The 9920-nt window shown below is 61.9% G+C and carries 12 protein-coding genes; 8 read left to right on the forward strand and 4 right to left on the reverse strand.

What is annotated here, in order from left to right; all coding sequences use genetic code 11:
* On the reverse strand, window positions 1–585 hold a 585-nt coding region (locus tag NW827_RS01525; protein WP_414503258.1), incomplete at its 3' end, for a TM0106 family RecB-like putative nuclease.
* A 52-nt stretch (window positions 586–637) separates the two neighbouring features.
* On the reverse strand, window positions 638–916 hold the full coding sequence (locus NW827_RS01530; protein ID WP_414403566.1) for a hypothetical protein: 279 nt from the start codon (window positions 914–916) through the stop codon (window positions 638–640).
* 185 nt (window positions 917–1101) lie between these two features.
* Here NW827_RS01530 and NW827_RS01535 point away from each other — a divergent pair, with 185 nt between their 5' ends.
* Window positions 1102–2007, forward strand: coding sequence for an ABC transporter ATP-binding protein (locus NW827_RS01535; protein WP_414403567.1), 906 nt, complete (start codon window positions 1102–1104; stop codon window positions 2005–2007).
* A gap of 43 nt (window positions 2008–2050) precedes the next feature.
* Here NW827_RS01535 and NW827_RS01540 read toward each other — a convergent pair whose 3' ends face one another.
* The gene (locus tag NW827_RS01540; RefSeq protein WP_414403568.1) at window positions 2051–2752 is read right to left on the reverse strand and encodes a response regulator transcription factor; all 702 of its coding nucleotides are present in this window, start codon (window positions 2750–2752) and stop codon (window positions 2051–2053) included.
* Between the two features lie 213 nt (window positions 2753–2965).
* Here NW827_RS01540 and NW827_RS01545 point away from each other — a divergent pair, with 213 nt between their 5' ends.
* The 7 genes from NW827_RS01545 (at window position 2966) to rpiA (ending at window position 8824) form a co-directional block, all read left to right on the forward strand.
* Complete coding sequence (locus NW827_RS01545) at window positions 2966–3334, forward strand: hypothetical protein (RefSeq protein ID WP_414362981.1); 369 nt, start codon at window positions 2966–2968, stop codon at window positions 3332–3334.
* Window positions 3335–3439: 105 nt separating this feature from the next.
* Complete coding sequence (locus NW827_RS01550; protein WP_414503259.1) at window positions 3440–4267, forward strand: SH3 domain-containing protein; 828 nt, start codon at window positions 3440–3442, stop codon at window positions 4265–4267.
* Window positions 4268–4598: 331 nt separating this feature from the next.
* A complete protein-coding gene (locus NW827_RS01555; protein ID WP_414403570.1) occupies window positions 4599–5129 on the forward strand; it encodes a hypothetical protein in 531 nt (176 codons plus the stop codon).
* Window positions 5130–5131: 2 nt separating this feature from the next.
* Window positions 5132–5776, forward strand: a complete 645-nt coding sequence (gene cbiM, locus NW827_RS01560) for a cobalt transporter CbiM (RefSeq protein ID WP_414362976.1) — start codon at window positions 5132–5134, stop codon at window positions 5774–5776.
* On the forward strand, window positions 5763–6596 hold the full coding sequence (cbiQ, locus tag NW827_RS01565) for a cobalt ECF transporter T component CbiQ (protein ID WP_414503260.1): 834 nt from the start codon (window positions 5763–5765) through the stop codon (window positions 6594–6596). The genes cbiM and cbiQ overlap by 14 nt, the downstream gene beginning before the upstream one ends.
* Window positions 6597–6738: 142 nt before the next feature.
* Complete coding sequence (gene rimO / locus NW827_RS01570; RefSeq protein WP_414403572.1) at window positions 6739–8118, forward strand: 30S ribosomal protein S12 methylthiotransferase RimO; 1380 nt, start codon at window positions 6739–6741, stop codon at window positions 8116–8118.
* 13 nt (window positions 8119–8131) lie between these two features.
* Window positions 8132–8824 carry a ribose-5-phosphate isomerase RpiA gene (gene rpiA / locus NW827_RS01575; RefSeq protein ID WP_414403573.1) on the forward strand — a complete coding sequence of 231 codons (693 nt, stop codon included), beginning with the start codon at window positions 8132–8134 and terminating at the stop codon, window positions 8822–8824.
* Here rpiA and pdxA read toward each other — a convergent pair.
* On the reverse strand, window positions 8787–9833 hold the full coding sequence (gene pdxA, locus NW827_RS01580; RefSeq protein WP_414503261.1) for a 4-hydroxythreonine-4-phosphate dehydrogenase PdxA: 1047 nt from the start codon (window positions 9831–9833) through the stop codon (window positions 8787–8789). The two genes, rpiA and pdxA, sit on opposite strands and share 38 nt — an antisense overlap.
* Between the last annotated feature and the right edge of the window lie 87 nt (window positions 9834–9920).

Here is a 9920-nt window from a genome sequence, read left to right on the forward strand (position 1 = left end):
TCCCAGCAATTCTGCCTGCAGCACTAGCAACAATTCGTACTCCGGCTTGGGTCGCTTGCTAGTGCGAATGTGCACTGGCAGGTAGGAGGGTTGGCCCTTGCCAATGCCAGAGGGATCCCGAATCAGGAGATCCAGGGAGCTGCTTACCCAAAGGGAACGAAACTCTGGAACAGCCGCAGGCGGCAGTGCAGGGTTGGAGGGTGTCTTGGCGGTGGAGTGGAGCTCAACCTCTGTCTCAGGGGAAGGGGCGAGGGCAACTGCAGAGCCGGCAGGCTCCGCCTCAGCAACTCCCTCGGGATCCACTTCCCAGAACAGCTTTGCTACGACCTGTCCGCCGTAGATCCGCTCTGTCCCTGCTGCCATGGCTGCTAAAAGAGCTTCATTGCCCGGCGCCACCTGTTCGCCAGGGAATTGCTCCAGCACAGCAGCTTGCAGAGCTTGGCGATCCCGACGCCATTGCTCCAGCAGCTTTTCCGGCGGCAGCTTGGCTTCTTGAGGCCCAAAGCGATCTAGGTAGGGCAGGCGCCGACAGCGAAAAAAGGCCAGCAACTCTTCTGCGTCAACAGAACCCTGCTGGAACTCCAACGGCGGACAACCTCAGCTCTGCTGCCATTTTGGCACGCCTTTTGGGGATCCCTTACGACCTGGGATCCTGAGCTGACAAAAGATGGGCAATGAGGCGGTCAACTGTTTCCGCTTGGCGACGGGCCGTCTCCGCCTGCTGCTGGCAAAGGACCTTCAGCTCTCCCAGACAGGCAGTTTGCTCCTGGGTCATCAGCACTTGTTGCTGAACAATGCCTTTCAAATAAGACAAGTCGTCTTTGATGGAGCTGACGCTCTCGGCTAGGGTCAGCACGGCACCAACTAGGCGATCCAGGCGGAAGTCAATTTGGTCAAATCGGTCTTTGCTCTGCATTTTTTTACCTTGTAAGTGCAGTTTTCAGGGGCAGTGTCTACTATTTTGCAAGCTCCAGCAAGATTGACAGAGGATGGGATCACAGCCACGGAAGAGCTCGAGAGATAACGCAGCAGGGATCCCCAGTTAAGACCTGTGGCTCAACTGACGTATGCTGGAGAAGAAAGATTTCTTTACACCCGCAGATGGAGCCGACTGTAACCGCTCTTTCGACGGCCCCGGCCCTGCCTCAGACCCAGCCGGCAGCAGTGGAAATGCAGGGGGTATGGAAGCGCTTTGGGCAGCAGGTGGCCGTGCAGGACTTGAGCCTGCGGATCCCACAGGGGGAGGTGTTTGCTCTGCTGGGCCCCAACGGGGCTGGGAAGTCCACCACCATCCGCATGCTCACCAGCCTCACCCGTCCCAGCCAGGGATCCATCTACGTGGGGGGCTACGACGTGGTGCGGGATCCCTTGGCAGTGCGGCGGCAGATTGGGGTGGTGTTGCAGCCCATCACCCTAGAAGCAGAGCTGACAGTTTGGGAAAACCTGGAGTTTCATGGGCGCATGCACCACCTTCCCAACCCGGAGCGGCAGCGGCGCATCGAGGAGTGGCTGGAATACGTGAAGCTGGCCGACCGCCGGCACGACAAGGTGAAGACCCTCTCGGGCGGCATGAAGCGGCGCCTGCAAGTGGCCAGGGCGCTGTTGCACCGGCCGCAAATTTTGTTTCTAGATGAGCCAACCGTTGGGTTGGATCCCCAGGCGCGGCGGCTACTGTGGGAGATCTTGCGGGATCTCAACCGGCAGGGGATGACTTTGCTGATTACCACCCACTACATGGAGGAGGCCGAGGAGCTGTGCGACCGCATCGGCATCATGGATGGCGGGAAGCTGATCGAGCTGGGCAGCACCGACCAGTTGCGGGCCAAGTACGGGGAAGCCCTGCTGGTGCGCTCCCGCCCCGGCCAGGAAGTGAGCTACACCTTTTTCCCCAGCTTGGCGGAGGCCCAGCGGCAGTTGGAAGCTGAGCCGGACAAAACTGGCCTGATGGTGCGCCCTGCTAACCTGGAAGATATTTTTGTGCGCCTAACAGGTCGTCGTCTAGATTAGCGTGCCCTCCCCCCTAGCCCCTCTCCCAGGGGGGGAGTGCTGACTACCCCTCTTTGGGAGTGGGGGGTTCAAACTTGTAGCCAACGCCGCGCACAGTGCGGATTAGCTCGGGCTGACTGGTATCAGTCTCCAATTTCTTGCGAATTTGGCCAATGTGGACATCGACAACCCGCTCATCCCCTTCATAGTTAAAATCCCACACCTCTTGAATTAGCTCAGCCCGCCGCCAGACCCGCCCTGGGTGTCGGGCCATGGTGTAAAGCAAGTCAAACTCCAAAGCTGTCAGGTGAATTGGGCGCTGGTTGCGGGTGACTTCTCGGGTAGTTGGGTCAATCACCAAAGAGGCAAAAGTCAAAACCGGCGCGCCTGCAATCTTGGTTTTTGTCCGTCCTCGGCGCAGGATAGCTTGCACCCGTGCCTGTAACTCCGGCAGGCTGAAGGGTTTGGTTAGGTAGTCATCTGCACCTAGCTGAAACCCTTGCAGCTTGTCGGCAGGATTCACTCGGCTAGTTAACATCAATACGTACACGCCGGTTTCCTTTTGCATCTGTTGGCAGAGAGTGTAGCCACTAACATCTGGCAGGTTCAGATCCAAAATCACCAAGTTCGGCTGAAAAGCCCGCAACTGTTGCAAGCCCTCGGCGCCGGTTGCGGCCACCTCGACCATATATCCCTGGCGCTGCAAATACCGCTTGAGCAGCATGCAAATGCTGGGATCGTCATCGATGACGAGGATGCGGGACATAGCAGGGTGAAAACTTGCAGAAGAGCTTTGCTAGCAGGGCATCCTTGGCCTGAGTTGGAGAAAGCAGCCGACCCAGGCGGCCTATTTAAATTACAGCAGAGGCAACAGACTGCTTCAGGTTCTTAATACCTCGGCTTGCAAGCTGGGCACTTCTTTCCTCAACTCGCCAGCCAAGCCTTAGAGTGGCATGGTGATGGTTCCTCCCAGAGGCTTATGTACGATCCCAACGCAGTCTTTCGCAAGGATCTCCAGTTGGCCCTCTTCACCTGGGGGATCCTGGAGCTGGCCTGTTTTGTCATTATCCCGTTCACCGGTGCCTACGCATTTGCCCAAGTTGCGGATTGGCTGTGGCCATCGCTAGTGCTGGGGCCAGCGGGGGCGGTGGTGGTGGCCTTGTGCTCCAAGCTCACAGTAGCTGCCAATTCCATCCCCGACCCCAAAAAGAAAAGGATGCAGCGGCAAATTGCCCAGGTCATCAGTTTCTTTGGCTTCTTGGGCTTGGCCTTGCCCTTGCTCCTGGCTGGCTGGACCTTTGGCCACGAAGTTCTCACCACCGACTGGGAGAATATGTTCACTAAGTAGAAGTCAAACGCTGCCCCTCGGTAGGTAGCTCCCCAAGCTAGCACCCAGAGGCGAAACTAGAAGTACTAGAGATGCTCCGGTGCAAGCCTTGACAAGGCCCTTTTCTTGGCTTTTGTCACTAGCTTCTTGGGAGCTGAGTTTTGGATAGCTAACTACCCGATGCGAGGCCGTTCTTCTCCTGCTGCCAACGGTTTTCCCTTCGGCACCTTGGTGGCCCTGAGCATCTCTGTAGGGGCTTTGGCTGCTTTGGGCTGGCAGGTGTGGCAGTTTACTGCCCCCCTACTGGCTCCTCCTGCGGTGCCTCAGTTTCCTCGAGCAGTGCGCATCGAGCCTTTGCCCAGACCCACAAGTTCCCCCTCTGCTCGCGCTACGCAGAGGGAGTCCCTACCGACCACTGGCACCCCCCCTGCCTTTCCCCCTGGCAGCCGCGGGCGGGTAATCGAGCCCATTGGTTTAGCCATCCGCAGCGAGCCGTCGGCAGATGGAGCCTACCAAGGGGGAATCGGGGTGGGGGAAACGGTGACGGTGCTGGAGTACAGCGCCGATGGCCGCTGGCAACGGGTGCGGCGGGAGTTGAACGGACAAGAGGGCTGGGTGCGGGCGGGCAATTTGGGCCCTGTGGAAGGAGCAGCAGTTGCCTCGGCTCCACCCTCTGCACCTCCTAGGGTTGAATCTCCACCTAAGTCCACCCCTTCGCCAGTTCGGCCAGCTGGAGAAACCCGCCTTGCTCCCGGGGTACGGGGACGGGTCATTGAGCCAAGGGGGTTGGCCCTGCGGGCCACTCCCGAGCGGGAAGGAGCCTACATTGGCGGCCTGCCCATGGACGAGGTGGTGACGGTGTTGGAGTACAGCGCCGATGGCCGGTGGCAGCGCATCCGGCGGCAGAACGGGCAAGAGGGCTGGGTGCGGGCTGGAAACCTGGCGCAGGAGTAGCAAGATGCCCCAGCGGGGGATTGTGACAGCAAGGCAGCCTGTGTTTGGCTAGGACAGTACCTGGTAGCCAAGCCAGGGGAAGGCGCCTCCCATCTCAGGTAGTGGTCGTTGCCCGGAAGGAAGGTTGAGCGCTGAGCTTTGAGGAGGGATCATAGCCTCTCACGACAGATCCCCTGCTGCAAAGGTCATCTTGGAGATCCTGCCAAGCTGGAAAGAGGTGGGGGAGGACCGTTGCCGCAGCGTCTTGGGCAAGGACAGCTCTTTGCCTGGCTCGCGGGACGGAGCCCTGAGTCTTGGCTGGCCAGAGACTAAAGCCGTGAGATGCTTGCCTATGAACCGGTCAAAACTCCGCCTCCGTTCCCATCCCTCCTGGCGTCTGAGCCTGACGGCTCTTGGTCTGCTACTGGCTGCTCCGGCTTGGGCTCATGGGGTGGAGGCCTCTTGGCGGGCCGTTCCCACTTTCGAGATCCAAGCCCGCTACGATTCCGGCGAGCCGCTGCGTTCTGCCCGCGTTACGGTGTTTGCACCCACCGATCCCACCACCCCTTGGCAGGAAGGGCAAACGGATGAGCAGGGGCGATTTCTGCTGCAGCCGGATCCTGAGCTCAAGGGACTGTGGCAGGTGCGCATTCGCCAGGCCGGCCACGGCGTGGTGGTGAATGTGCCGGTGGGCGAAGCGGCTATGCAGGCAGAGGGGATCCCCAACGGCTCCTCCTTTGGCCCTCTGCAGCGGGGGGTTATGGCTGCCTGCATCCTCTGGGGGTGCTTGGGTACGGCCCTGTTTTTCTCCCGACCCCGTCCCTCCCAAGGCCCAGAACTCCCCGACTCCCCAGGAGGTGCTGCTGCTTTGAGCCAGGACTAGCCATGCACATCAGCGAGGGCCTTCTGCCAGCACCGCTTTGGCTGGGGGGGTATGGCATCACTGCCCTGCTGACGGGCTGGAGCCTACACCTCCTCCAGCGCTTGGAAAAGGATCCCCGCCGCCAACTCCCCAAAGCGGCGCTGCTGACCGCCGCCTTTTTTGTTGCCTCCTCCCTTCACCTGCCTTTTCCTCCGGCCAGCCTGCACCTGCTGCTCAATGGCTTGCTGGGCGTGCTGTTGGGGGCCTTGGCCTACCCAGCAATTGTGGTGGGCCTGTTTTTCCAGGCGGTGGCTTTTGGCCACGGGGGGCTGACCACGCTGGGGATCAACGCCGCCATTATGGGGATCCCGGCGCTCTTGGCAGGGGGGATCTTTCGGGCAGGCCGGCGGCCAATGGGAGCTGGGTTGGCGGCCTTCTGGGCGGGGGCGGCGGGGGTGGGGCTGGCGGCGCTGCTCTTCTATGGGGTGCTCATGGCTGCTCTCCTAGGCGAGGGGACGGTCTCCACCCAAGCAGAGCGCTTGGCCTTGGGCAGCTTGGTGATGGCCCACCTCCCTCTGGCAGCGGTGGAGGGGCTGTTTACCCATTGGGTGGTGCGGTTTTTGCAGCGGGTGCAACCGGATCTGTTGGGAGAAGATGCCAAAAGATAGGGCCGAGGTCGTCATCTCCCCGGAGCTCAGGGGAAGGCAGTTCTCTCCACCCGCTCCCCTCCCTCCCTCCCCCGCTTGGCTGCACCGCTGGCAGCCTTTGCCCAAGCTGGTGGGCCTGGGAGCCCTGATGGCAGCTTGCGCCCAGGTGCAGCGCTTAACCTTGCTGCCCCTAGTCTGGGTGCTGGTGGCTCTTCTCTGGGCGCTCTCCGGATTGCCCCTGCGCCAAGGGCTAAGACGGCTGGCTGCTCCAGGCGCTTTGCTCATCGCCTTCGTTGCCCTTCTACCCCTAGTTGTGGGAGATACCATCCTCTGGCGCTGGGGATCCCTGGCTTTGCGCTGGGAGGGGCTGGAGAGGGCGCTCTGCCTTGGCGGGCGCAGCCTGGCCCTATTGGCGCTGGCAACGCTGCTGGTGGAGACCACCCCTCTGCCAGCCCTGCTGGCAGCTCTGCGGGCTGTAGGGATCCCCGACCTCCTGCTGGAACTGGCCTGGTTGACGCAGCGCTATTTGCAGGAGATAGGCGCCCAGTGGCAGCAGATGCAACGAGCAGCCCGCTTGAGGGGCTGGCAACCGCGGGGATCCCTGTGGCGCCCGGGCCCGGCCTTGCGCCAAGACCTGCCCTTCCTGGCTGCTGCCGTAGGCACTCTCCTAGTGCGCAGCTACGAGCGCTCTGAGCGCGTCTATCAGGCGCTGCGCCTGCGGGGCTACGGAAAAGCGCCCTTGCTCCCAGAAGAGAGGGCAGGGGATCCCTGCAGTTGGGCGGCCAGCGGTCTGGCAGTGGCTGTGGCTCTTGGCTTGGTGTGGGTTCAACTTGGGGAGTAGCCCGATTGAGCTGGTGGGCAGACGATCCTCCTCCCCGCCTTCAGAAGCGAAGCCCAACTAGAACTAGAATAAGAAAGCTTTAACTTCTGCTGTCGCCATTTTCTCGGCCTCTCCTGTGGCTATGAACCGGTTGGAGACCGCTTTGCCTACACCCTCTCGCGGCCCTGCCGCTCCTCCAAAGGAAGCACCGGCCGTTGCCGTTGTGCACCTGGGCTGTGAGAAAAACCGGGTGGACACAGAACACATGATGGGTCTGCTGGCCCAGGCGGGCTACCGGGTGGAAGGGGATGAAGACAGCGCCGACTACGTTATCGTCAACACCTGCAGCTTCATCGAGGCGGCGCGGCGGGAGTCGGTCAGCACCCTGATGGAGCTGGCGGTACAGGGCAAGAAGATCATCATCGCCGGCTGCTTGGCGCAACACTTCCAAGAGGAGCTGCTGCGGGAGATCCCCGAGGCAGTGGCCATTGTGGGCACTAGCGACTACCACCAAATTGTCCAGGTGATTGAGCGGGTGGAGCGGGGAGAGCGGGTTAACGCCGTTACCTCCAGCTTGGACTACATTGCCGATGAGACCGTCCCCCGCTATCGCACCACCCACGCGCCGGTGGCCTACCTGCGGGTAGCTGAAGGGTGTGACTATCGCTGCTCTTTCTGCATCATCCCCCACCTGCGGGGCAAGCAACGCTCCCGCTCCATCGAGTCTATCCTGCGGGAAGCAGAACAACTGGCTGCAGAAGGGGTGCAGGAGCTCATCCTCATTTCCCAGATCACCACCAACTACGGGATCGACCTGTACGGGGAGCCACGGCTGGCCGAGCTTATCCGCGCTCTAGGCCAGGTTCCCATTCCCTGGATCCGCATGCTCTACGCCTACCCCACGGGCATCACCCCAGCGGTGGTGGAGGCCATTCAGGAGACCCCCAATTTCTTGCCCTATCTGGATCTGCCGCTGCAGCACAGCCATCCCGAGATCCTCAAGGCCATGAACCGCCCCTGGCAGGGCCAGGTCAACGACCGGCTAATCGAGTGGCTGCGCCAGGCGCTGCCCAACGCTGTGCTGCGCACCAGCTTTATTGTGGGCTTTCCCGGCGAGACGGAGGAGCACTTCCAGCATCTGTTGGACTTTGTGCAGCGCCACCAATTTGACCATGTGGGGGTGTTTACTTTTTCTCCTGAGGAAGGTACCCCCGCCTACCACCTCCCCCACCCAGTGCCTGAGCGCGTCAAAAAAGAGCGCCGCGCCCGCCTAATGCAACTGCAGCAAGGGATCGCCTTCCGCCGCAACCGCGAGCAGGTGGGCCGGGTGGTGCCTGTGCTCCTGGAGCAGGAAAACCCCCGCACCGGCGAGTGGATTGGCCGCTCCCCCCGCTTTGCCCCTGAGGTGGACGGGGTGGTGTACGTGCGCGGGCCGGGATCCCTGGGATCCCTGGTGCCGGTGCAGATTACACGGGCCGAGCCCTACGATCTCTTTGGCCAGGTGGTGGAGGCACCGCCAGGCTTTAGCTGGAGTGGACGGTAAATTTGGTTGGACTATGGCCAGTGCAGATGAGCTAAAACAGGCGGCGGCCCAGGCGGCAGCTCAAAAGGTCCAGTCGGGCATGGTGGTGGGCCTGGGCACGGGATCCACAGCCGCTTTTGCCGTGAGCGCCCTGGCGGAGCGGATGCAAAAGGAGGGGCTGCAGTTTATCGGGGTGCCCACCTCGGAGCGCACAGCGGAACAAGCCCGCTCGCTAGGGATCCCGCTGGCCACGCTGGAAGAGCAGCCGCGCCTAGATTTGGCCATTGACGGCGCCGATGAAATTGAAGTGGGATCCCTCAACCTAATCAAAGGAGCGGGGGGAGCCCTGCTGCGGGAAAAATTGGTGGAGGCCAGCGCTGCCCAGCTCATCATTATTGCCGATGCCTCCAAGAAGGTGCCGCATCTGGGCACGCGCTTTCCGGTGCCGGTGGAGGTGGTGCGCTTTGGCTGGAAGACGACCCTAGCGCGGGTGGAGGCCCTGGGCTGTCAGGCGGTGCTGCGGCGCAATGCCGACGGGGATCCCTACCTCACCGACGAGCAGCACTACATCCTCGACTGCCAGTTTGGCCCCATCGCCGATCCAGCCAAGCTGGCTGAGCAACTCAAGGGAACGGTGGGGGTGGTGGAGCACGGCCTGTTTATCGGCATGGCCACGGAGGCCATTATTGCTAGCTCTGAAGGGATCGAGACGCTGCGGCGGAGCTAAGGGCCAACTCGGCTGCCAGCAGGATGGCCTGCTTGAGGCTCTCGGCCCGGGCCACCCCTTGCCCGGCTATGGCAAAGGCAGTGCCGTGGTCGGGGGAGGTGCGGATGAAGGGCAGCCCCAGGGTTAGGTTGACGGCCCGATCAAACGCCAGCAGTTTTACAGGGATCAGGCCTTGGTCGTGGTAGAGGGCCAGGTAGGCGTCGGCCACGGCGGGGGATCCTTGGCCATACCAAGCCTGGGCGGGAGCCAGCCACATCGTGTCGGGGGGGAGGGGCCCCCAGATTTTGGCGTGGGGATAACTACCTAGCAGCTCCGCCAGCCACTCCTGCTCCTCTGAGCCCAGTTGACCCTGTTCGCCGGCATGGGGGTTGAGGCCAGCCACGGCAATGACGGGATCAGCGATTGCAAAGAGCTGGCGCAGGGATCCCGCCAGCAGGTCCAGCTTTGTGCGCACCAGTTCGGGGGTAAGGGTGAGGGGCACCTGGCGCAAGGGAATATGGGTGGTGGCCAGCAGAACTCGGAGCTGCCAGCCGCTGTGGGGGGAACGGGCCACAAACAGCATGCCGTAGCGCTCGCGCCCGCTGAGCTGGGCCAGGACTTCGGTCTGACCGGGAAAGGGGTAGCCCGCCTGGTGCCAGAGGTATTTAGCGATGGGGGCGGTCACGATCCCTTGGAACTGACCCCGCAGCGCTTCTTCAATAGCTGCTTTCAGGTAGCCAAAGCTGGCTGCCCCGCTCTGGGCATCCCCCCGACCCACGCGCGAGGGCTCTAGGTGGAAGCCGCTGGGGCACTCCAGGACTGGGATCCCTGCCGGGTCGGCTAAGGGATCCGTTACCCCTTTTGCTTTCAAGAGGCGGTGGGCAGCCTGCAAAACCTGCCGCTCGCCTACTACGGTTATCTGGGCGCAGGCCTGCACTTGGGGATCCGCCAGGGCCTTGAGCACAATTTCCGGCCCAATCCCCGCCGGATCTCCCAACGTCAGAGCCAGCTTTGGCAGCACTGAGCTCATTGGATCCTCCCAAAGGGGGAACCGAAAAAAGAAGGGCTTGGCTTAGCACCATAGCCCTTCTCGTTTCCAATTTCTAGGGATCCCCCC

It is taken from the genome of Synechococcus sp. H70.1, from assembly GCF_047502705.1.
In the GTDB taxonomy this organism is placed as follows: domain Bacteria; phylum Cyanobacteriota; class Cyanobacteriia; order Thermostichales; family Thermostichaceae; genus Thermostichus.

What these genes read in the sequence shown, in the direction of transcription:
- NW827_RS01530 (WP_414403566.1), bottom strand. Translation starts at nt 916, where the DNA reads ATGCAGAGCAAAGACCGATTTGACCAAATTGACTTCCGCCTGGATCGC.
- NW827_RS01535 (WP_414403567.1), top strand. Translation starts at nt 1,102, where the DNA reads ATGGAGCCGACTGTAACCGCTCTTTCGACGGCCCCGGCCCTGCCTCAG.
- NW827_RS01540 (WP_414403568.1), bottom strand. Translation starts at nt 2,752, where the DNA reads ATGTCCCGCATCCTCGTCATCGATGACGATCCCAGCATTTGCATGCTG.
- NW827_RS01545 (WP_414362981.1), top strand. Translation starts at nt 2,966, where the DNA reads ATGTACGATCCCAACGCAGTCTTTCGCAAGGATCTCCAGTTGGCCCTC.
- NW827_RS01555 (WP_414403570.1), top strand. Translation starts at nt 4,599, where the DNA reads ATGAACCGGTCAAAACTCCGCCTCCGTTCCCATCCCTCCTGGCGTCTG.
- cbiM (WP_414362976.1), top strand. Translation starts at nt 5,132, where the DNA reads ATGCACATCAGCGAGGGCCTTCTGCCAGCACCGCTTTGGCTGGGGGGG.
- cbiQ (WP_414503260.1), top strand. Translation starts at nt 5,763, where the DNA reads ATGCCAAAAGATAGGGCCGAGGTCGTCATCTCCCCGGAGCTCAGGGGA.
- rpiA (WP_414403573.1), top strand. Translation starts at nt 8,132, where the DNA reads ATGGCCAGTGCAGATGAGCTAAAACAGGCGGCGGCCCAGGCGGCAGCT.
- pdxA (WP_414503261.1), bottom strand. Translation starts at nt 9,833, where the DNA reads ATGAGCTCAGTGCTGCCAAAGCTGGCTCTGACGTTGGGAGATCCGGCG.